The sequence below is a fragment of the Paenibacillus sp. FSL E2-0151 genome (assembly GCF_037993015.1).
Classification (GTDB): domain Bacteria; phylum Bacillota; class Bacilli; order Paenibacillales; family Paenibacillaceae; genus Paenibacillus; species Paenibacillus amylolyticus.
Map to the genome: position 1 here is coordinate 2,138,382 of NZ_CP150308.1, position 20,394 is coordinate 2,158,775.

The following is a 20,394-nucleotide window of genomic DNA, read 5'->3' on the forward strand; positions in this document are numbered from 1 at the left end:
AACCATGTGTTTTGCTTCATTCCCGGGTGAACTTCCGACGGAATATTGCAAAATGCTGACCTATAGCGTGCATATTACTCGTTTTGCCAAACACAAAGGTAGAGTCTGGTCTATCCCAGCTACACATTTATACTAATGAACAGAGGAGAGGCTGCCATTGATCGATGCCCAAGGTAACGGACTTGTTTTCTTACTATGTGTTCCCCGTAGTGGTAGTTCCTTATCCACCGTAATGTTGCAAAATCATAGTCGTATATTTGCCACCCAGGAAATGTGGTTTCTGATGAATCTTGTCGATTTACCCAAGGCTGATTCACGTGCTTACGGTGGCAGCTCCATCATGCGCCAGTTCTACAATGCCATGGTATCTGAGGATGTCTTCGAGAAGGCGTGCAGAAGTTTTGCTCTTGAAATCTACAATGGATTCCTGGAGGGGAGCGGAGCAGACTTCGTCGTTGATAAATCTCCGCGTTATTATTACATGTTGGAATGGCTGGATCGTCTGTTCCCTCAGTCCAAGCGCATTCATCTCCAGCGTAATCCTCTGGCCGTAGCTGCATCATTCAAAAAGGTAAACCGCCACACAGGAGAAGGATTCGACCTGATTCATAGTCTGCAGAGCCCCAAATTAAATATGAAATCCGTAGATCTCACACTTGGGATGCTCCGCTTGAATGATTATTTTGCCAAACCCCACTCCAATGCGTATGAATTGCAATATGAACGATTGGTTTCCAATCCTCAAGAAGAACTTGAGAAACTATGTGCGTTTCTGGGAATTCGATATGAACAGGGAATGGAGCAGTATGGACAGTTTCTGGACAGTGCCAAGTCTGACATGTTCTACAGTATGGGCGTGGGTGATCCTTTCCTCTCTTCGCATCAAGAGGCACATCAGGGTTCTGTTAACAACTGGAAAAACATATTAGAACCACATGAAGTTGAACTGTATTGCCGTGTGATGGGGGCAGATCTGTTCCACCAGATGGGATACAGTGAACAGCTCGCAGAAGCCGAACAATGGACGGGTGTACATTATGATGCAAGTCCGGATCAGGAGGTCATTGATCGAATCACGCATCAGTTGACAGCAGCGACCGGTTGCCAGTGGCAACCGCAATACCGAATGCAGCCAGCAGATTCTGTCGTTCATGATCCGCTTGGGAATCTTAATGACCAAGTTGTCGAAGAACCGGAAAAGACAGACCCGACGCTAGCTGCACTGGTAACGATCAGACAGCTGCAAGCCGCATTACGGGCAGCAGATCATCGTCTGGAACGGGGTTACAGTGAGCGAGAACGCTTGAAGGTCCAGCTGGCTTCTGCTCAAAGCAAAATACAGCGTATCAAATCATGGGTACCATTTGGTCATCAGATCAGCGCATGGGCTTCACAGCGCAAGATTCTACGGGGAGGCAAGTCATGAGCGCCATAGCAGGAATTGTTCACAACGATGGTCAGCAGGCGCTATGGGAAGACAGCTGGCGTCTGTACGCAAGCCTGGGGCATGTCCCTGCGGATACAACAGGAGTGTGGAAAGGCAATGAGGCGTTCCTCAGCTGTCATGCCCAATGGATTACACCGGAATCGGTTAGCGAGAAGTTGCCTTTATATGATGAGGAAAGTGGTCTGACCATCACGGCAGATGCGATTCTGGATAACCGGGAACAACTGGCAGATCAATTACAGATATCCAGAGCTGAACTGGCTATGTTAGCGGATAGTGAATTGATCTTGCGTGCCTATCAGCGCTGGGGAGACAATGTAGCCGTCCGATTGCTGGGGGATTTTGTATTCGCGATATGGGATGAGCGGAATCGCAAACTGTATGCAGCAAGAGATATTACAGGCATGAGAGCTTTTTATTACCGACATGATGGTTCACGTTTTGCTTTCTGCACACTTATGAATCCGTTGCTCGGGCTTGAAGGGGTACATAAAGAACTTGATGAGACCTGGCTGTCCGAATTCCTTGCCATTCCTGACATGCATGATTCAGCAGATATCAATTCAACTGTATATCGGGGAATAAGCCAGCTGCCTTCTGCACATACACTTGTCTTCCGGGATGGGAGACTGGAGCTGAAGCAATATCATCGCTGGAATGAAGTGGAACCTCTAAGGCTTAAATCCGATGGCGAGTATGTAGAAGCGTTTAGGGAGGTCTTTGGGCAGGCGGTTGGATCACGATTGCGAACGCACAGACAGGTGGCTGCTGCATTAAGTGGCGGACTGGACTCGGGAGCCGTGGTTGGTTTTGCTTCCGGAACACTGAGAAGTCAGGGCAAACGGCTGCAGGCCTATAGTTATGTTCCCGTACCCGATTTCACAGATTATACGTCGAAAACGTTGCTCGCAGACGAACGGCCCTTCATACGTTCCACGATTAATCATGTCGGCAATATCACAGAGAACTACCTCGATTTTGAAGGCAGAAGTCCACTTAGTGAAGTAGATACCTGGCTCGACATTATGGAGATGCCTTATAAATACTTTGAAAATTCATTCTGGATTCGCGGATTCTATGAAAAAGCGAGCCAGCAAGATGCAGGCATCCTGCTCACAGGGGCACGTGGTAATTTCACCATCTCCTGGGGACCGGCTCTGGATTATTACGCCAGTCTACTGAAAAGTGGCCGCTGGTACCGCTGGTTCCGTGAGATGCAGCAGTATAGTGAACGAACGGGCATGCCTTTCTCACGTATAGCCAAGATTACCGGGAAAAAGGCATATCCGGATTGGTTCAAGGCTCAGTCCAAAGGAGCCAGCCAGGCCGCATCCGTACAATTGATCCATCCTGACTTTGCGCAGAGAACGGGTGTACTGGAAAGACTCAAATCCATTATTGTTCTGCAGGGCGGTGCCCAGGCTGATGCACTCAAAGTACGTGCCGAGAAATTTAATAACCTGGCCATCGCCAACAAAAACGGTGCTGTAGCTACGAAATGTTCTCTGCGTTACCGCGCTTGGGAACGTGATCCGACAAGTGATGCCAGAGTCATCCGGTTCTGTCTGTCCGTTCCGATTGAACAATATGTGAAACAAGGGACGGATCGTTCATTGATTCGCCGGGCTACTTCACCGGAGTTGCCTGACAAGGTCAGACTGAATCAACGGGTACGGGGTGTGCAGCCTGCAGATTGGTTACATCGCATCATTCCAAATTGGGATGCCTTTACCGCCGAGTTACGTGCTTTGTGTTCTGACAGCAAGGTCGCTGGCATATTAAACACGGAGCGTATCAAGTCTGCCCTGGCCAACTTTCCAAGTCCGAGACCAGAGCTTGCTTCACATCCTGATCTGCGATTGATGATGCATAGTCTGATTGTCTATCGGTTCATTCGGAAATTCTGATATAGCCCGGTGAACTGTGGGCCCGGATTTTTCTTACAATTGACTCATGATAGGAGGTGAATACGATGCAAATGGAAAAAAAGGAATGGCAAGCACCAGCACTGGAAATATTGGAAGTCAACCAAACAATGGCGGGCACAGGTTACAAACATATCGACTGGGTTACGGTTCACGATGCGGATCTCTACGGAACAAGTTAGAAAGCTTTACCATATGCCATCATACTTAGAAGTGCGAAAAGGAGGTGAATACGATGCAAATGGAAAAAAAGGAATGGCAAGCACCAGCTCTTGAAGTGTTGGAAGTCAATCAAACAATGGCCGGTACTGGCTACAGACAAATTGACTGGATCACGGTTCACGATGCGGATCTGTACGATCCAACTTCCTAAGTTGTTTAGTTTTATGAAGTGTCATCATACTTAAAGGGCGGAAATGCAACAAATCCAGCTTTTCGCCTCCGCCCTTATATTGAGCAACATGAATATAAGGGCTTTTTTTTACATTTTATTACGAAGGAGGCGTCGTTCATTGTTGCCTGTGCATTATGTGGCGTATGGTCTGCGCTGGTCGAGTCAAATTCGAATGCCTGAACTACAGATCGCACCCAAGGATGCAGAGACTGATTTTGATGTCGTGGATGTGCACATCGAGTCTTCAGATCTGACCCTATTGTGGGAGGGTTGGGATGTAGGCAACGACAACTTTGTGGCACGAGAGGGCAGTCTATTTTTCAAAATCGAAGATACAGGTCTGTTTCTAATGGAACAAGGAAAGCGCATTGTTGTATCCCCTCAGCCAGGAGCGGATGAGAAGAAGGTCAGATTATTCATCCTGGGCACCTGTATGGCGGTCATTATGATGCAGCGTGGCATCCTTCCATTGCATGGCAGTGCAGTGGTTATTGATGGCTGGGCTTACGCATTTGTCGGACATTCGGGAGCAGGCAAATCGACACTGTCGGCCGCACTGGCATCACGCGGATATCCACTTCTCACCGATGATGTTGTTGCACTGACCTGGGATGCCGGAGGAAGAGCTATCGTATCACCTGGTTACCCGCAACAGAAGTTATGGCAGCCCAGTCTGGACGGCTTCGGCATGAAGGAAGAGGATTATGCAACGGTTCACGCAGAGATTACAAAGTATGCGATACCTGTTCAGCACTATTTTCATGAGATGGCCGTACCACTAGGTGGAATATTCGAACTTGCTCCACAACCAGAGGCAAACCATACAGCTGTTCAACTGGTGGAAGTGACGGGGCTAGAACGACTGCATCTGTTATGCTCGCATACGTTCCGTGGTGGACTCGTTGCAAGACAGGGGCTGGCACAGTGGTTGTTCGAGACGGCTTCAAGACTTTCAGCAAGTGTGGAGATTGGCAGATTAGTCAGAACGGGTGCTGAGTTTACAGCATTTGAGATGGTGGATCGGATCACAGATCATATACGCAAAGGAGTGCATACAGGACAATGACAGCGACTACGCCGATGAATGTGGAAGACCGGGTAACCCGGAAGGAAGGCAATCTGGTCAGTGATATGGGTAGTGAGAAAGTCATGATGAGCATTAGCTCTGGAAAATACTATAATCTCGGGAGTACCGGTGGACGAATCTGGGACCTGATCGCAGAAGAACGCACGCTGGGTGAAGTTGTTGAGGTACTTGCTGCGGAGTATGAGATTGAGCCAGATGTATGTCGTGAGCAGGTGGTGCAATTCATGGAACATCTGTCCCGTGAAGGTTTAATCGACGTTACTCGCGGAGTGTAGAATGATGTTGCGAAAAATAAAGGCTTATCTCTCGCTCCCGCGGTCGATGCGTCGACTGGTATGGGAGGCCTATATCCTCCTTGGCTGGGCACGCATACAGAAGGCTATGCCATTTGCCAAAATCGCGCCAGGGCTGGGTACGCCTATGGTAGAAACACCGATGACAGGACTCGAACGCAGCGAGGTCATCACTATACGGAATATTTCCAAAGCAATTTCGCTCGCCAGCAAATATACGTTATGGGAAAGCCGCTGCCTTGTAATGGCGATTGCCGGGATGAAGATGCTTGAGCGACGCAAGATAGAGAGTACGTTATATATGGGGACTGCACGGAATAAGCAAGGACATATGATGGCTCATGCCTGGCTGCGAAGTGGTAAATTGATCGTGACCGGAGCTGATACTATGGACCAATATACGGTTGTCGGTGTGTTTGGCAAACGGTGTCCGGAGAAGGGATCTGGGGAGATTGTCTATGATACATGAAAGTGAACTCTATTCATCAGGGTTTCCAAAGGAGCTTAAGCTGATTTTGAGCATGATTAGAGGTGATCTGACGGCTCTATCCCCTGAAGAACTCAAGGCGGGTTTGCAAGGTACCGATTGGCAGCTTTTTCTGCGGCTTGTCTATCATCACCGCTTATACTCTGTGCTTTATGTGAAAATGAAAGAATTCAACTCTGCAATCATTCCTGCAGATGTTATGGAGAGTCTGAGACAACAATATACGGTCAATACGTTCCGCATGTTACATCTAACAGCTGAGATGGAGCAGGTGTGTGGAGCTTTTCGTGAACGCGGTATCCGCAATATTACACTAAAGGGACCGGCGCTCGCCCATGATCTCTATGGCGATGTATCGATGCGAACCTCCAAAGACCTGGATATCCTGATTCCGTTTGATGATGTGGAAGCAGCTGAAGGCATTCTGGCTACCCTCGGATACGTATCCAAGGAAGGGGAGCGGGCACCTACGGTGCGCAGCTGGAAATGGCGGGAACATCATATCTGTTACACCCATCCGGTCAAAAGGACTCAAGTGGAGATCCATTGGCGTCTGAACCCGGATTCGGGCAAAGAAACCGATTTTGAATTGCTGTGGAAACGAAGCCGGTTCAGTTCATACACACAGACACCTGTCCGTATGCTTGAACAAGAAGACCTATGGGCTTATCTCGTAACCCATGGTGCACGACACGGCTGGTTCAGACTGCGCTGGTTACTGGATATCGACCAGATGATCCGCAGCATGCCACTTGATGTGAAGAAATTAGAGAGACGTCTGAAAGCGGAGGGTCGTTTATCGATCGGTTCGCAGGCTCTTCACTTAGCCTCGGAGCTGCTGAATACGCCGCTGGATGTAGAGTACAGGTCCTTGATGTCCTTGAGTGACCGTACAGGCAAGCGATTAGCCAACGAAGGCGCAAAGTTCATGAACGACATGCTGGAAAGTCCGGCTGATATGAAGTCTTATCAATCGTATTTGTTTAAACTTCGAAGTACAAAACAGAAATGGTTTTTCTTTATTGAACGTTTATATCCAAGTACATGGGATGTGGATCAACTGCCGCTTCCGCGTTCTTTGTTTTTTCTGTACTTTCCGTTACGTCCGTTTCTCTGGTTCTGGCGGCGAATTAAAAGGTATACGGTGACGGAAAGGGGTAAAGTATGATCTCGGAATTAAGGTATTTCATGCGAAAGTTGCATCATGTCACGGGGCCCATCTTATATTGGAATCTGCTAGGGATGATCTGTATCAGTCTCATGGAAGGGATTGGCATCTACATGCTTGTTCCGATGCTGAGTCTGATTGGCATATTTGAGATGGGCTCCACAGGCTTAAACATTCCCTGGCTTGGCGACGTGTTGAATCGTTTTTCTGAAAATAGCCAATTGTTACTCGTATTGTTCACCTTTGTGTTAATTGTCTCCGGACAGGCCTGGATGCAGCGTCTCCAGACGATCCGTAATACTCGAATCCAGCAGCAATTTGTACGAACGCTGCGCATGGAAACCTATGGTGCTATTATTATGGCGCAATGGTCATTTTTTCTCCAAAAACGAAAATCCGATTTTAACCATATATTAACGACTGAACTTGCACGTGTGAGCCAGGGAACGAGCATTATGCTGCAAATGGCAGCCTCGCTGATCTTTACGGGCATTCAGATCGGTCTTGCTTTCTGGTTATCCGCCAAGCTGACGGCACTTGTGCTGGTCTGTGGATTGTTATTATTTTTTGTCTTGAGAAAATTCGTCAAGCGCGCCAAGCAGATCGGGGATCAGACCTCTGAATTCTCGCAAAGTTATTATAACGGCATTACCGAGCATTTTAACGGCATTAAGGATATTAAGAGCAACATGCTTGAGCGCTCCCACATGAACTGGTTTGAGCGCATGTGCAGACAGATAGAACGCAATGTCATTCAATTTAGCCAATTGAACAGTGGAACACAGCTGATTCACCGGATGTCCGCGGCAATCATTATTGCGGCATTCATCTATCTTTCTCTCCGTGTAATGACGGTGCCACCCGCAAGTCTGCTGCTCATCATCCTAATCTTTTCCCGCTTATGGCCAAGGTTTACGGCAATTCAGTCCAATCTGGAGTACATCAGCTCCATGCTGCCTGCATTTCGGGTAGTCAGAGAATTACAAGCGCAGACGGCGAAGAGTCGTGAGATTAGTGAAGAGATTGCTTCGGCAGGAGACGTTGGAACTGATGGGATTCAACCTATGGAACTGAAGGAATCTATCACCTGTGAGGATGTCTGCTATCGCTATGAGGGAAGTGATGCTTACTCATTGAGAAATGTGCAAGCTTCGATTCCAGCAAGGGGTATGACCGCAATTGTGGGGAAATCCGGAGCAGGCAAGAGCACGCTGATAGATCTGATTATGGGCCTTGTGAGGCCTGAAACTGGTCGTATTTTGATTGACGGTGTTCCTCTGTCAGAAGAACGATTATTGAGCTGGCGAAGTTCAATCGGATATGTCTCCCAAGATCCATTCCTGTTTCACACAAGTATTCGTGAGAATCTGCGTCTGGTTGATCCAAATGCAAGTGAAGAACAGATGTGGCAGGCTTTGCAATTTTCCTCCTCTGCAGCATTTGTACGGAAGTTGCCTCAGGGTCTGGATACGATTATTGGTGATCGGGGTATTCGTCTATCCGGGGGTGAACGTCAGCGATTGGTGCTTGCCCGGGCTATGCTGCGTAATCCTTCTGTATTGGTACTGGATGAAGCAACGAGTGCGCTGGACAGTGAGAATGAACAGTACATTCATGAGGCGCTGGAACGGTTAAAAGGATATGTGACCATTATCGTGATTGCACACCGATTGTCCACGATTCGGACGGCAGATCGTGTAATTGTACTTGATGAAGGTCGGGTGATTCAAGAGGGCGGGTACCAGCAGTTATCTACTGATCCGGTAGGGACGTTCAGCAAACTTTTGAACATGCAAGCGGGTGTTGTGGGGCAGTAAGTGAGTGGACATCAAACGTGATGATAGAGTATGTATCTTTTTCTCTTTATTCATTTATCTATGGTATAACCAGCAATGGGTTCACGTAAAGAGGCGCGCCACGATTGGTGCGCCTTTCATGTAAGTAGTTAGTATAATGAGCAAGAATTAATGAACGAGGGCTGTTTTCGTAGGAAGCGGCAGTTGAAGAGCACCGATCTGCTCCAAATGCTGTACGATCTCTTGCACGGCTTCCTCAATCGACCATTGCTCTGTATCGATGATAAATGAAGGAGATTTGGGTACATCATAGGGGGCGGAAATGCCTGTGAAATGCGGGATGTCACCATTGCGTGCTTTTTTGTATAGACCCTTGGGATCACGACGCTCACATTCTTGAATTGAACAGCGCACATAGATTTCAATGAAATCATCTGGTTCAAATAACTGTCTAACCATCTCCCGATCCTGTTCATGAGGAGAGATAAAAGCCGAAAGTACAAACAACCCGGCGTCTACCATTAACTTTGATACTTCACCAATTCGCCGCAGATTTTCTTGACGATCCCCTGCTGTAAAACCGAGATCACGGTTCAGTCCATGACGTACATTATCCCCGTCCAGAACATAACAGCGTACGCCTTGATCGGAGAGATACTGCTCCAGGGCAAATGCAAGGGATGACTTTCCTGCACCTGATAACCCGGTAAACCATATGGCACGACTATGGTGCCCATTATGCTTCTCCCGGTCTTGCCTGTTGATGCTGGGTGATTGCCAGGTTATGTTGCGCTCTTCCTTCGACATGAGTATCCCGCCTTTTCCCTACCATGATATGTATAATATTTTAACATATTTACAAGATTATAGCACCTTACAGATTTCTTCAAAATAAGCGTGAATCGACAAAATATCGGGTATAGATGTAGTACATACATAAGCATTATGCATATATCCAAGGAGTATTTTGAATCGAATGATGCAAAATGCTCACATAGCAGGAGGAACAATGTCATGAACAAAAACATACAAAACATACAAGTTGGGTTCAAATGCCATGATTGCCAGCAGGATATCCGCGCTGAATTTATAGATGAACAGGTCAGCACGGTTCGTTGTAAAGGTTGTGACAGAGCATATACACTTTTGAAGCCAACCATCGGTGATGAGATTCTACTGGATTGGGAGCAGGAGGCTTTGTATCACAAGCTGAGGGCAGAGCGGTCTGAACTGGATAATCACAATATGTCGGCCTTGATTATCAAAGTTATCGAGTTGCTTACATGGCGTGATCGGGGAGATGGACAGACCCGTGCCATACAGACCGTGAGGGAATGGCTTGCTTCCAGTGGCAAACCTCAGACCTTACTTGAATTGTTCCATCAATCTCCGCCACAACCTGAAAATAAACGTTTCGATCGTTAATGATTTACATACATTAGCCGTTCCTGTGGCATATTACCTGAAGGTGTTCGTGTGTGCAAACGACTAACCGAATTTTTCAGGAACAGGAGCGGATAGAATGAAGCGAATGGTTCTATATATACTGTTGGGACTGTTATCCATCAGTATGGTACCGGCACAGACTGAAGCATCACCGGTTACCGGAGCGTATCACTTTGGCTTCAAAAAAAGTCAAAACGGTCAACTGCCCTCCATTGATCAGGAAGGCTTCAAATCAATCTTACAACATAACGATGCCATTTTCCTGGGGGATACAAAACAGAAGGAATTGTATCTCACGTTTGATAACGGGTATGAGAATGGATTCACACCTGCCATACTGGATGTTTTGCGTACCAAGAAGGTGCCAGCTGCTTTCTTTGTGACAGGTCATTATCTGAAAGATCAGCCTGAGTTGGTCAAACGTATGGCGGCTGAAGGTCATATTGTCGGTAATCATTCATGGAGTCATCCGGATATGACCCGCATCTCCAATGAAAAGCTTAGAGAGGAACTTGAGAAGGTCAAGACGGAGGTCAATCGGCTGACCGGTCAACAAGCGACCTTTTTACGGCCACCGCGTGGAATTTTTAACAATCGTACGCTTGCAGAGAGTCATGCCCAAGGGTATGTGAATGTGTTCTGGTCTGTTGCTTATAAAGATTGGGATACCAATGTGCAGCGTGGCGCACAATATGCTCATCAACAGGTGTTGAAACAACTCCATCCGGGCGCTGTCATTTTGCTTCATTCGGTATCCAAAGATAACACGGAGGCTCTTGGTTCCATTATTGATGAGGCCCGCAAGCAAGGATACGTATTCAAAAGTCTGGATGATCTGCGGACCAAAAGTTATTGATCCATTATCATAATGAGCAATGGACCAAGTGTAGGTCATTCAAAAGTTTAGCAAAAATATTAAAGGGCATCCTGAGCGATTAAGCTCGGAATGCCCTTTTTAGTTATAACGGTATGCCAGTCCAAGTATTGGATGTACCACATACAGATTTAGAAGAAAGGATTGGATAATACGATACGATGTAACGTGTAATACTATAAAACAGTATTATAGATGATTCCAATCGTTTTCGGGCCGCAATGACTGCATACTACACAACCAGCAGTGGTTAGTTCAACTCGGGCACCCGTCTGTTCCTGCAAAGACTTCTGCAAGTCAAGCGCATCCTCTTCAGCCATGGTGTGCACAACAATCAGCAGGTCTGGATCGATCTGATCCTTCTGGCTGAGCGTATTATTCAACATTTGTTCCAGAGCTTTCTCCCGTTTGCCGCGCACTTTATAGGCAGGTGCCATCTTGCCATCTGTTACCCGGATGACAGGACGAATCTTCAACAGGCTTCCAATCAGGTTCTGCATGCCCGAACAGCGTCCGCCTTTATGCAGATACTCTAGTGTATCGATAACAAACTCCGTGCGTACATTTGATTTCATCGCCTCAATCAGGTGTGTAATCTGAGTCAGGTTTTGTCCTTTATCAGTAGCATGAACAGCTTTCATCACCATCAGTGCAATTCCTGATGAGAGATTCTGTGAGTCAATGACCGATATTCGACCTTCCGGGAACTCGGAACTCGCTAGTCGTGCATTTTGATAGGTAGAGGAAAGTTCAGAAGATAAGCTGATATATAAAATCTCATCCCCTTGATCTATGTAAGGTTGAAATGCCGTTATGAAATCAGCGGGGGAAGGTGCAGCTGTTTTGGGAAGACGCCCATCTCGGCTGACACGTTCATATAGCTGTTCAGGCTTAATCTCAGCACCGTCTTTCAGTGATTCTTCACCGAACACGACATATAAGGGGATGATACCGATATCGTGCTGCTGGATCCATTCGGGAGCCAGATCACTTGTGCTGTCCGCAAAAATTTTGATTCGTGACATGTCAATCTCCTTTGAAAACAATAATTTTGGCAAAAAATATAGATTATACTTATGTGAAAACCCATTCATTTTAATTATAAGGAAACATGACGCTGATGCAAAGCGTTACATCAGCGTCATGCCTACCAAGATAAGTCCAACGAATAACAGAATCATGATCCCATTTAATAGGGTTCCGATAATGGCAAAAACTTTCTTTCGATTCTTGAGGACAAGACCAATAATTCCGACGATGCCTCCGGCCAGATTGAGAATCAGGCAGACCAGGATGGCTAATGAAGCCAGAGCCACTGCTGGATGCAAGGCGATCTCTTCTGTCTGCAACGGGGTGAGAACTCCGATGGACTCGTTTACAGCCATGGTGGCAATAAAGAATATCAGAATATAACCCAAGATTGCAACCAACCCAATGACAAAGCTGGCGATCCCAGGTCCGGAATGTTTCAGTGGTGCCATTGGTTGCCTCTCATGATCTGGCGGGTATGCTTCATACCCATTGTTATTGTATGGATCTGCATGGCCAGGATTCTGATCCGTATTGTTATAACCTGAATTATAGGAATCACGATTATCCATAATGTTGACTTGCCTCCCTTAATCATCGTACTGAGTGTTATTAACCTAATCGATGAGTAATGATTCTCCTTTTAAAATACAACGATTACATACCTGTTTACTTTTCCATAATTATCGATAAAAATCAAGGATTTACGCCAGTTTTCTACGATATATAGGGTAGGGATAGGTTTGGTAAGTATAAACATACATATGATCTTTGAAGCTCTGTCCCGACTGGTAAAGGAGGAGTGGATTCGCTACAATAATAGGAGTGAAGTGTAGTTGAATTAAGGGAGAGAACTTACATGCAACGAAGATGGATGATGCTTGGAGCTGTAATGACCATGCTATCGGTAGCGATTGGTGCGTTTGGTGCTCACATGCTCAAGGATACGATTGGGCCGGCGGCCATAGCTACATATGAGACAGGTGTGCAATATCACATGATTCATGCATTGGCCTTGCTCATTATTGGCTTGACGGCTGGTCAACTTGGAGCATCGACAAAGCTGAAGTGGGCAGCGCGTCTGTTGTTTATCGGAATTATCGTGTTCTCAGGAAGCTTGTATGTGCTTAGTATTTCTGGCATCAAGATTCTGGGTGCCATCACACCGATTGGTGGGGTAGCCTTCATTGCCGGATGGTTGTTATTGGCATTAGATGTATGGCAGCGAGGTAAGGATCGCTCCTGATGGGTCCAAACAAATCTCGGAGGGTTCAATTCTACATGAACCATAGAACTAAAAAAGCAACTTGCGTTAGAATGTACCGTCATTCTAACGCAAGTTGCTTTTTGTTTTAATCCGATGAAGTTAGTTACAGGAACTCATCGATTTCATTGGTTCGGAACGTATACACCTGTTTTTCATCGACATGGTAGATGCTCACAATACTGGTATCACGATCAAAATTCAGAATACGGCAAGGAATGCTCTGATGTTTACCGTTCTTGTTATTGACAACAATACGGGTGAGTTTATTCTCTTTAATGAGTGTGTCAATCCACGCATCAAACGAGTTTCCATCGGATACATTGGATGTTTGGGTGGCAGGCTTTATCTCGCTAACCGGTTGTTCTTGTAGATTCTGTGTTTTGACTGGAGCAGGTGAGGCAGGTGTCTGAGCTGCAGTGGACGCCTTCTGTGCTGCGTTGGCTTTTTTGCGTTCGTTGTGAAGTGTGACGAAAGAGTCCTTCTTGGACTGGAGTGTCGCTTCAATAATTTTGCCTAGCTCTATGCCGGATTGAATCCGAAAGTCCGCAATTTGTTCTTCATTGTTTATGAACTCCAACAGGGACTGCAGTGCCAATGCATTTGAGCGGCTCTTAATAAGTATATCGACATTAAATAAAAAGCCGATGTCCTCTTGATTGGATAAGGTTTCTTTCATTCATCCCAGCCCCGTTAAAAATTATGTCAGCTCAAAAAAACGCTTCAAATTCACTATATCATTAAAAAGGAAATTATCATAGTGCTAGAGACGCAGAAATATGCCGATTCGAGATGAATCTAGTCCCGGAGTGCCCCTTAAATTCTCTCCAGAATAGAACAAATATTCTTCTTTTTTCATCCCCTGATCGTCCTGTTTGCCTGCGCCAGTCGTGCGGGTCTACTCTATAATTTATTTAATCAGGACAGGAAGCAACAGGGGGAATCGGGAATGGGCAATGCATATCAGGATCGATTGAGATACGTTTATAAAATTACATCTTCCAGAATTAGAAAAGCGGATTATGATCTGCATCTTACTTATCAAGAAGCGACAGTAAATGGAGAAGTGGCATCTATTGGAAACCATCAGGTGTTTCGTTTTATAGATCGTATTCGAGGCTACAAGGATAGAGAGGCAGATCTGGCTAGAATCAAGTTGGAAATGCAGCAGTTAAAAACCTTGAAAACCAATGCTGAACATAAAAGAACAATGAAGAAATTGCATGAAGAACTGAAAAATCTGAAGTTTGCCGATGATTACCTGCTGGTAGTCATTGAAAATAATAAAGACTATGATCGGCTGAATTCATCGAAAGCTTTCTCCATCAACGGCAAGAAATACAAGCGGTTATTGGCTACGACAGGTGGAGCCAAAAGTTCGACGGTCATCTATGTGAGTGAGGATATTCATCCGCTGTTAGAGAAAAGATTGAACAACGGCAGAGATCCCAATAAAGAGCTGGTTCCTGCCAAACTGGAGGCGTATAAGGCCTTGGCTTGCAGTACAAGCACGCCTGTGTCACATCCCGAGCGGGTATTGGTTGTTCATGATTGTATAACTGAATTTGGCGCAGACATAATTCAGATTGATGATACCGAGACAGAATACCCTCGCATAGAGAGTAGGAAAAATGAGCCTATTCAGATGAACATGAGTGATGGGTTCGGTCTTATCTCTCCTGCACTTAGTGAACGATGGGCAATCGAGCTGGGACATAAATATATCCCGAGTGGATTTTGTATTCGCAATAGCTTCTGTAAAGGTATGGTCTTTACATTTGATTATCACGAATTTGCTGATCGAGTTGCAGGTAATTATATGGTGGACGATGCCTGGGGTAATCCTGTGGATATTCGAGAGATAGACCTGATCATCACAACGTCTATGCTCAAACTATGGAGCTCATACAACAGTATCGACGATTACCTGTTATGTTGCGGTTATTATGGCTACACGTTTAGCGTAACGAAGGTTACACCTGAAGAGCTCGAGGACGAGCGTCATTTAAACTACCAGTTTATTCAGTCGCTCCAATTGGATGATAATGAGATTGGTGAACTTATTCGGCCTACGGTAGACTCGATTAAAAATGTGCTAGGTGAAGACTATCGCAAGGCACTGTTATTTCTCAAAGGAATTCACATCCATGAGAACGATTATAGAAATAGTCCAGATGATTATATTAAAGGGCTGATGGTAGACCCACGACTTATAGATGATCCTTTTGTACGGAGCAAAATCTATACATTAATACGCAAGCGAATGAATGAAGCCAAGATCGGAGTTTTAAGAGTTAAGGGCAATTTCAGCATTATTTCTGGCGATCCCTATACATTGTGCCAGAGCATATTTGGCTTACCTTTAACAGGATTGTTGAGCTCGGGTGAGTTCTACTCCAGATATTGGAATGAGCAGCATGTAGACCGCGTGGCTTGTTTCAGAGCTCCAATGACTTGTCATAACAATATCAAGGTGCTTCGTTTCCAAAACACGGATGAGATGCAGCATTGGTATCGCTATATGAACACGGTCACGATCTTAAATTCGTGGGATACGACGACACATTCCTTAAATGGTGCAGATATGGACAGTGATCAGGTTTTAACTACAGATAACACAACGATTCTTGGGGCAATTCAGGAGCTTGATGCGATTGTATGTGTACAGAAAACCTCAGCCAAAAAAATTCCGGATGAGAGGGATCTGATTCAGGCCAACAAAGACAGTTTCGGTGATCTAATCGGTTTTACAACGAACAAAATCACATCGATGTTCGATGTATTAGCCAATTATGAGGAGCATAGTGCAGAATATCAGGAAATGATGTACCGAATTCAATGTGGTCAGCATTATCAACAAAATGCTATCGACCAGGCTAAAGGTATTGAATGTAAAAAAATGCCGAAGCACTGGTATGATATTCGCGCTGCGGTAACGGACGAGCCGGCCTTGAAAATGGTAGCACACAAGAAACCTTATTTTTTCATATACAATGACCCGGAACAGAAAAAAGAATATACCAACTATGTAGAAAAAACGAGTCAGAAGTGCTTGCAGCTATTTGGCATGACTGTTGATGAATTAGTTTCGAAGAAGGAGCTATCTCCGAATCAGGAACAGTTCCTTGCACAGTATGAACAGAGAATGCCTGTATCCACGGCACCTTCTGTGATGAACCGGTTATGCCATCAAGTGGAAGACGAGTTCAACAAGTTAAAGTTAAAACAGACCGAGCGTCCGTTTGATCATACGATATTGATGAGTGCCAAGAAATACTCCCAGGCTCGTTACAAAGAGATTCAACGATTGTATCAGATGCATAACGAAGAGCTACGTAGCTATATGACTAACTTGCGCAAGAGCAAGGTGAAAAAGGAAGAAAGATCAGCCCGATGGCAGTTGTTTGTTTCACGCTTTAAGGAGCAGGCTTTGGAAATCTGTAATAACAAAGAAGATCTGTGCAATATGATTGTGGACATGTGTTATCGAAATGCCGAGAAATCAAAGCAATTTGTATGGGATGTTTCGGGGGATCAGATTATTCGCAATCTATTGCTCAGCAATGATCATATCATCCATTATCCAGTGAGAGATCCGGAGGGCGATATTCAATACGCAGGAAGAACCTTTAAAATGACACAAATGCATGTGAAGGAGCAACGCCCTTGAAAATCATTCTGAATGAACGTCATCATGCCGAGCAAGCAATTGCACATGGGAAAATGGATAAGAAGCCAACCAAAACGTTGATTTGTCTAGCTAAATACGGGCTTGAACAGGGGAAGAACGCCGAAGATGCATATGCGTTGTTAAATCAGTTTATGACCAAATACTATCCAGAGTACAATGCTGTCCAGTGGGATACATTTCTCAATCGTATCATTAAGCAGTCTCAGAAGTATATCAAGGTAAGGGAGGAGGCAAGCAAGAGCACGCTAATCGAGATTGATCATGTACCTGTAACGCACGAAGAACTACAAAAGATCAAACAACTTAAAAGTAAACGACTCGAGAAATTGGCCTTTGTTTTACTGGTCTACAGCAAGATTAATAATCGAATCAATGAAAATGATACGTATTGGATTAATAATGAATGGAAAGAAATCTACGGCGATAGTCAAATGGCGGTAAGCAAAAAAGATCAGGGGTTATTGGTTCACAAACTTATCCAATTAGGGTATCTCAAAGAAAGTAAACGCGTCGATTCAACTAATGTACAGGTTTTGTTCGCTGTGGAGCATGGTGAGGTTGCCTTCCAGTTAGTTCGCTTCGATGACTTTGTGTTGGAGTACTCTCGCTGGAAAGGAGAAAATATTAAAAATTGTACCGTATGCGGAAAACGGATGCTGGCAAAATCGAACCGAATGAAATACTGCAAGGAATGCAAAAAAACCGGCATTAATCCCATTAGAAAACTTCTCTAAAGCTAGACACAGCAATGCTCTGCATGGTTGTTCAAGAATTTCTTTAATGATAAGCCAGAGACAGGTTTCCTAGTTATGGGGGAGGTATCAACTTGGAAACAGTCTTATAAAAAATATGCTACATAACGCTTAGGTAGGTGAATTATGTCAAATGGGATAGCTTTAGCACATGTAGAGTCTTTAATTAGAGAAGCGGTGAAACATAGCGGTCCTGGACAGCCTGGAGATCCTGGGGAAACTGAACTCGCCATCAAACGTGCACTGGAGGCTGCTGGCGAAGCCTTACAGGCTGCCGGAAAAGCAAAAGAGGCATATCAGACGACTCGACTTGTGTACCAGAGTCCTGTTGCTGATTTAGAGGAGTTAAGTATGCAGTACCCTTCTCCTGAAATAGGCTGGACGGTACAGACGTATAAGGATGGAAAAAGATATCGTTTTGATGGAAAGACATGGGTAGAGATTGATGTATTTGGTCAAAACCTTCAGGTGGTTAATCCCGATGTGGATGGGCTCATGAGCATCGCTGAACATCTGAAATTAAATGAGATTCCATTGGAAGTACAGGATCGTGTTATTGTCTTTTGCAAAGAATCACAGGTTTACCCCGAAGTACTGGGCATTTTAGCCCCTTTTCCATTCGATGGCGAGATTTTACATGTAAAGGGCTACTGTGGGGTTACTGGAGATACCGCAACTGAAATAAGAATTGAACGCTCCAAGGATCTCATTCACTGGCAGGATGTGATGGGGAGTCCACTGAAGTTTGAAGAATTTCAACATCAAGATGACGGTAAGGCTACATTTGAGATCAAAAAAGTGGAGGCTGGAGATATCTTCAGAATCAACATCATCGAAGCCGGTTCAAACATTCAACATCTTACGATTCAATTAACGATCAGAACATAAAAAAGGAGATGGATTATAATGACACAACCAATTATTTCATGGATGGATGCTACACATAGTAATGAGATTATTACCCCTTTTGACTACAAGGTTATTGATGCGGATAGCAAAAGTGATATTTTTATTTTCAATGTATGGAACAATAAGAATGGTGCTTCGGATGTATCTAAAATGGAAGATTGCACGATTACAACGCGAGATATGACTGGTGGTACTGGTGACACAGAGGCTCATGATGTAGAAGTGGTGAAGAATAACTGGTTCCACGTTCAGGTTGATTCCTTGGGGGAGACAGACTTGGAAGAGGAAAGTTCTCGTATTGGCAGGGATTTTTCCAAACCGATCGGAACAACAGGCAAGACAACCAAAGATCATACGGGAACCGCTTATGCAACACCATTTGCACCGGGACCGAAAGAAATCCTGGGGGTTAGTAACAATGGAAATCCTCAAGATGCGGCAGGTAACTATGTGACCCTATCCATACAATGTGTAGTACCGCTGAATGCAAAAAGTGGCAAGCAACAGTTCAAGAAACGTATCTCCTATCGTTACGTGTAAAAAGAAACAGTCATGTGGACAGGCTATTGCAGCCTGTCCTCTTTATTAAAAGGGGGGAAGTCCTGTGATTCTAGGTAATACACAATTTACGCGCTCACCTGTATCTCAAGCTTATGTATGGATTGCTGATTACTATGATGGTACTTATTTAAGCGAATTCGATTTGCAGACACAACAATCAAACAGTTTTTATAAAATTAACAAGGAAAAGTTGGTCTCTTTTGGATTGATCGGGCAAGGATCTCACGTGTATCACAACGTTGCCAACGGTGTATTTCATATTAATGCGGATCGGTACTCTATATCATACGTATGTGAAGAACAAGAATACCCGCTAACGGGTAGGACCTTTCTATACAGTGACATCATTCAATTCAAGAATGTTTCTTCAGATGTGAATATGAGTGGACATTCAGGTAATGGGAGTTCGGGGGCTTTCCATAATACGATTGAATGTTTTAACTTCGGTTACAAAAAAATGATGAATTTGAACGATGTGCAGATTAACTTTCAATGTGTGTGTTCCCTGCCGTTGAAAGAAACTGCGTTTCTCCAAATTAAAATTACCTCAGATCAGGACCTGTCTGGGCAATTAGTTATTCGTAAAAATGGCTTTGTCATAGATCAAATCGTAGCCCCTCTGAAGGCAAATCATGCAGGAATCATAAACTGGGACATTCGTTGAATTGGATTTTGAGATGAGATAGGTGGTGAAAGTATGGCGATTCAAGAAATAGCACTGGATATAGATCTATCCATAGGTGTTTTCAAAGATACGATATATCAGGCTCAGAAGTTGAAATTAAGAGAGTTGAGCCATGACGCGGACGGGAATTCAATCTATCTTGGTAATGGATCTTGGGAGTCCACTCCCATTCGGATTCAGGATAAGATTGCTTCATTTAAAGGTGTGGCTGCAAGCGTAGATATTGCGGGTGGCGCAGCATACAAGATCTACTGGAGTTCATCTGAGGATGGGTTTGAGTGGGGGGCGTATGAGGAAATTTTAGCAGAGGTGACTGCTCCTAAGTCTCCAGCAAAGTATATGAAGGTGAAAATTGAGATTGTTGCTGAGAAAGAATATTCGAATTTCTACATAGATGATTTTAAGGAGAATGGGAAATACAACAATTCCTTTGTCGAAAGTGACTCGGGTTCTCTAGGCTTAAAGAAGATATATCAATTGAACATGGAACGAGCATCGGATACTCCGACAGGGATGGTGCTACGTCAGAAGGTTGAAAATACGAAATTCAAGAAATTAGATAGAATTAGAGTAAGTAAGGGGTGAT

Annotated in this window: 22 protein-coding genes; 18 read left to right on the top strand and 4 right to left on the bottom strand. The window is 44.8% G+C overall.

Going from position 1 to position 20,394, the window contains the following annotated elements; translation table 11 throughout:
* Positions 1-157: 157 nt before the first annotated feature.
* The 9 genes from MHI55_RS09960 to MHI55_RS10000 all read left to right on the top strand — a co-directional run bounded on the left by MHI55_RS09960 (position 158) and on the right by MHI55_RS10000 (position 8,618).
* Positions 158-1,426: a sulfotransferase gene (locus MHI55_RS09960; protein ID WP_339188591.1), complete on the top strand. Its 1,269-nt coding sequence runs from the start codon at positions 158-160 to the stop codon at positions 1,424-1,426.
* The gene (locus MHI55_RS09965; protein WP_339188588.1) at positions 1,423-3,354 is read left to right on the top strand and encodes an asparagine synthase-related protein; all 1,932 of its coding nucleotides are present in this window, start codon (positions 1,423-1,425) and stop codon (positions 3,352-3,354) included. The genes MHI55_RS09960 and MHI55_RS09965 overlap by 4 nt, the downstream gene beginning before the upstream one ends.
* Before the next feature lie 65 nt (positions 3,355-3,419).
* Complete coding sequence (locus MHI55_RS09970; RefSeq protein WP_200868501.1) at positions 3,420-3,554, top strand: paeninodin family lasso peptide; 135 nt, start codon at positions 3,420-3,422, stop codon at positions 3,552-3,554.
* Positions 3,555-3,607: 53 nt separating this feature from the next.
* Positions 3,608-3,745, top strand: a complete 138-nt coding sequence (locus MHI55_RS09975) for a paeninodin family lasso peptide (protein ID WP_174806426.1) — start codon at positions 3,608-3,610, stop codon at positions 3,743-3,745.
* A gap of 139 nt (positions 3,746-3,884) precedes the next feature.
* Positions 3,885-4,832: an aldolase gene (locus MHI55_RS09980; protein WP_339188586.1), complete on the top strand. Its 948-nt coding sequence runs from the start codon at positions 3,885-3,887 to the stop codon at positions 4,830-4,832.
* Positions 4,829-5,128, top strand: coding sequence for a lasso peptide biosynthesis PqqD family chaperone (locus MHI55_RS09985; RefSeq protein ID WP_036669864.1), 300 nt, complete (start codon positions 4,829-4,831; stop codon positions 5,126-5,128). Before MHI55_RS09980 ends, MHI55_RS09985 begins: the two co-directional genes overlap by 4 nt.
* A 46-nt stretch (positions 5,129-5,174) precedes the next feature.
* On the top strand, positions 5,175-5,615 hold the full coding sequence (locus tag MHI55_RS09990) for a lasso peptide biosynthesis B2 protein (protein ID WP_235193775.1): 441 nt from the start codon (positions 5,175-5,177) through the stop codon (positions 5,613-5,615).
* A gap of 52 nt (positions 5,616-5,667) precedes the next feature.
* Positions 5,668-6,801, top strand: coding sequence for a nucleotidyltransferase family protein (locus MHI55_RS09995; RefSeq protein WP_339191365.1), 1,134 nt, complete (start codon positions 5,668-5,670; stop codon positions 6,799-6,801).
* On the top strand, positions 6,801-8,618 hold the full coding sequence (locus tag MHI55_RS10000) for an ABC transporter ATP-binding protein (RefSeq protein ID WP_340390586.1): 1,818 nt from the start codon (positions 6,801-6,803) through the stop codon (positions 8,616-8,618). The genes MHI55_RS09995 and MHI55_RS10000 overlap by 1 nt, the downstream gene beginning before the upstream one ends.
* 147 nt (positions 8,619-8,765) lie before the next feature.
* On the opposite strand, the gene cysC is transcribed toward MHI55_RS10000, so the two are convergent.
* Complete coding sequence (gene cysC / locus MHI55_RS10005; protein WP_340389873.1) at positions 8,766-9,404, bottom strand: adenylyl-sulfate kinase; 639 nt, start codon at positions 9,402-9,404, stop codon at positions 8,766-8,768.
* Positions 9,405-9,611: 207 nt separating this feature from the next.
* Between cysC and MHI55_RS10010 the strand changes: the two genes are divergently transcribed.
* Together MHI55_RS10010 and pdaA are read left to right on the top strand one after the other, a co-directional pair.
* Entirely contained in the window at positions 9,612-10,022 is a 411-nt protein-coding gene (locus tag MHI55_RS10010; RefSeq protein WP_127544363.1) for a hypothetical protein, read from the top strand.
* Positions 10,023-10,119: 97 nt separating this feature from the next.
* The gene (pdaA, locus tag MHI55_RS10015) at positions 10,120-10,899 is read left to right on the top strand and encodes a delta-lactam-biosynthetic de-N-acetylase (protein ID WP_339188579.1); all 780 of its coding nucleotides are present in this window, start codon (positions 10,120-10,122) and stop codon (positions 10,897-10,899) included.
* A gap of 194 nt (positions 10,900-11,093) precedes the next feature.
* Here the strand turns inward: pdaA and MHI55_RS10020 are convergent, their stop codons facing one another.
* On the bottom strand, positions 11,094-11,942 hold the full coding sequence (locus tag MHI55_RS10020) for a DegV family protein (protein ID WP_340389875.1): 849 nt from the start codon (positions 11,940-11,942) through the stop codon (positions 11,094-11,096).
* Between the two features lie 105 nt (positions 11,943-12,047).
* Positions 12,048-12,518: a hypothetical protein gene (locus tag MHI55_RS10025; RefSeq protein WP_340389877.1), complete on the bottom strand. Its 471-nt coding sequence runs from the start codon at positions 12,516-12,518 to the stop codon at positions 12,048-12,050.
* 287 nt (positions 12,519-12,805) lie between these two features.
* Between MHI55_RS10025 and MHI55_RS10030 the strand changes: the two genes are divergently transcribed.
* Positions 12,806-13,192 (top strand): DUF423 domain-containing protein, encoded by a 387-nt coding sequence (locus MHI55_RS10030; protein WP_017689551.1) that lies wholly within the window; start codon positions 12,806-12,808, stop codon positions 13,190-13,192.
* A gap of 124 nt (positions 13,193-13,316) precedes the next feature.
* On the opposite strand, the gene MHI55_RS10035 is transcribed toward MHI55_RS10030, so the two are convergent.
* Positions 13,317-13,889, bottom strand: a complete 573-nt coding sequence (locus MHI55_RS10035; RefSeq protein WP_076252384.1) for a hypothetical protein — start codon at positions 13,887-13,889, stop codon at positions 13,317-13,319.
* A gap of 270 nt (positions 13,890-14,159) precedes the next feature.
* Here MHI55_RS10035 and MHI55_RS10040 point away from each other — a divergent pair, with 270 nt between their 5' ends.
* The 6 genes from MHI55_RS10040 to MHI55_RS10065 all read left to right on the top strand — a co-directional run bounded on the left by MHI55_RS10040 (position 14,160) and on the right by MHI55_RS10065 (position 20,393).
* A complete protein-coding gene (locus MHI55_RS10040) occupies positions 14,160-16,880 on the top strand; it encodes a hypothetical protein (RefSeq protein ID WP_340389879.1) in 2,721 nt (906 codons plus the stop codon).
* Positions 16,877-17,635: a hypothetical protein gene (locus tag MHI55_RS10045; protein WP_340389881.1), complete on the top strand. Its 759-nt coding sequence runs from the start codon at positions 16,877-16,879 to the stop codon at positions 17,633-17,635. Before MHI55_RS10040 ends, MHI55_RS10045 begins: the two co-directional genes overlap by 4 nt.
* A 144-nt stretch (positions 17,636-17,779) precedes the next feature.
* Complete coding sequence (locus MHI55_RS10050; protein ID WP_340389883.1) at positions 17,780-18,541, top strand: hypothetical protein; 762 nt, start codon at positions 17,780-17,782, stop codon at positions 18,539-18,541.
* Positions 18,542-18,559: 18 nt separating this feature from the next.
* Complete coding sequence (locus MHI55_RS10055) at positions 18,560-19,102, top strand: hypothetical protein (protein WP_340026902.1); 543 nt, start codon at positions 18,560-18,562, stop codon at positions 19,100-19,102.
* 64 nt (positions 19,103-19,166) lie between these two features.
* Positions 19,167-19,787: a hypothetical protein gene (locus tag MHI55_RS10060; protein WP_340389885.1), complete on the top strand. Its 621-nt coding sequence runs from the start codon at positions 19,167-19,169 to the stop codon at positions 19,785-19,787.
* A gap of 33 nt (positions 19,788-19,820) precedes the next feature.
* Positions 19,821-20,393 (top strand): hypothetical protein, encoded by a 573-nt coding sequence (locus MHI55_RS10065; protein ID WP_340389887.1) that lies wholly within the window; start codon positions 19,821-19,823, stop codon positions 20,391-20,393.
* The last annotated feature ends 1 nt before the right edge of the window (position 20,394 follow it).

What these genes read in the sequence shown, in the direction of transcription:
- MHI55_RS10030 (WP_017689551.1), top strand. Translation starts at nt 12,806, where the DNA reads ATGCAACGAAGATGGATGATGCTTGGAGCTGTAATGACCATGCTATCG.
- pdaA (WP_339188579.1), top strand. Translation starts at nt 10,120, where the DNA reads ATGAAGCGAATGGTTCTATATATACTGTTGGGACTGTTATCCATCAGT.
- MHI55_RS10055 (WP_340026902.1), top strand. Translation starts at nt 18,560, where the DNA reads ATGACACAACCAATTATTTCATGGATGGATGCTACACATAGTAATGAG.
- MHI55_RS09975 (WP_174806426.1), top strand. Translation starts at nt 3,608, where the DNA reads ATGCAAATGGAAAAAAAGGAATGGCAAGCACCAGCTCTTGAAGTGTTG.
- MHI55_RS10050 (WP_340389883.1), top strand. Translation starts at nt 17,780, where the DNA reads ATGTCAAATGGGATAGCTTTAGCACATGTAGAGTCTTTAATTAGAGAA.
- MHI55_RS09985 (WP_036669864.1), top strand. Translation starts at nt 4,829, where the DNA reads ATGACAGCGACTACGCCGATGAATGTGGAAGACCGGGTAACCCGGAAG.
- MHI55_RS10010 (WP_127544363.1), top strand. Translation starts at nt 9,612, where the DNA reads ATGAACAAAAACATACAAAACATACAAGTTGGGTTCAAATGCCATGAT.
- MHI55_RS10025 (WP_340389877.1), bottom strand. Translation starts at nt 12,518, where the DNA reads ATGGATAATCGTGATTCCTATAATTCAGGTTATAACAATACGGATCAG.
- MHI55_RS10065 (WP_340389887.1), top strand. Translation starts at nt 19,821, where the DNA reads ATGGCGATTCAAGAAATAGCACTGGATATAGATCTATCCATAGGTGTT.
- MHI55_RS10040 (WP_340389879.1), top strand. Translation starts at nt 14,160, where the DNA reads ATGGGCAATGCATATCAGGATCGATTGAGATACGTTTATAAAATTACA.
- MHI55_RS10020 (WP_340389875.1), bottom strand. Translation starts at nt 11,942, where the DNA reads ATGTCACGAATCAAAATTTTTGCGGACAGCACAAGTGATCTGGCTCCC.
- MHI55_RS09995 (WP_339191365.1), top strand. Translation starts at nt 5,668, where the DNA reads ATGATTAGAGGTGATCTGACGGCTCTATCCCCTGAAGAACTCAAGGCG.
- MHI55_RS09990 (WP_235193775.1), top strand. Translation starts at nt 5,175, where the DNA reads ATGCGTCGACTGGTATGGGAGGCCTATATCCTCCTTGGCTGGGCACGC.
- MHI55_RS09970 (WP_200868501.1), top strand. Translation starts at nt 3,420, where the DNA reads ATGCAAATGGAAAAAAAGGAATGGCAAGCACCAGCACTGGAAATATTG.
- cysC (WP_340389873.1), bottom strand. Translation starts at nt 9,404, where the DNA reads ATGTCGAAGGAAGAGCGCAACATAACCTGGCAATCACCCAGCATCAAC.
- MHI55_RS09965 (WP_339188588.1), top strand. Translation starts at nt 1,423, where the DNA reads ATGAGCGCCATAGCAGGAATTGTTCACAACGATGGTCAGCAGGCGCTA.
- MHI55_RS10035 (WP_076252384.1), bottom strand. Translation starts at nt 13,889, where the DNA reads ATGAAAGAAACCTTATCCAATCAAGAGGACATCGGCTTTTTATTTAAT.